The organism is Shewanella sp. 4t3-1-2LB, assembly GCF_017368415.1.
In the GTDB taxonomy this organism is placed as follows: Bacteria; Pseudomonadota; Gammaproteobacteria; order Enterobacterales; family Shewanellaceae; genus Shewanella; species Shewanella fodinae.
Genome location: NZ_JAFNJD010000134.1, coordinates 1 through 521, shown reverse-complemented (window position 1 = coordinate 521; position 521 = coordinate 1). Strand labels below are relative to the sequence as shown.

Annotated in this window: 1 protein-coding gene; it reads left to right on the top strand. The window is 44.1% G+C overall.

What is annotated here, in order from left to right; all coding sequences use genetic code 11:
- Window positions 1-270: transposase (locus J3L11_RS18955; protein ID WP_207572003.1), on the top strand; the 270-nt coding region annotated here is incomplete at its 5' end.
- Window positions 271-521: the final 251 nt, after the last annotated feature.

Here is a 521-nt window from a genome sequence, read left to right as displayed (position 1 = left end):
CATAGCTCTGGAGGGAAAAGCTCTCTCGGTCATTTATCAAAGAGTGGTAATCGAGATTTAAGAACCTTGCTTATCCATGGTGCACGGGCGGTTATGCGGTGCGGGATAAACAGAACCGATGTCATGGGCGATTGGCTAAGAAGTATCATTGGAAGACGTGGTAGAGCAAAAGCCATAGTCGCATTGGCAAACAAGCTTGGGAGGATAGCTTGGCGGGTTTTAGCGACAGATAGCAGTTACAATATCCATAAGGCTTTTAAGGCTGTATAACTGGGGAATTATGATTTTGAATGGCAACTGAGTTTGCAATTGCTGATGAAGAAACGGTGAACCATCCTTACTGCACTCTGATTAGGAAACAGGTCATACAGACCGGGGCTTTGAATAGACAGTAAGGTGCGTATTACATCATGGCGCAGGCCATTTATTTATTGGCCAAAAATGACGTCGGATATATGTTAGCGACCGTACCCTTTAATTGGCTATTGCATCATGAGGTGCGTCCATATATGTTTCCTAAA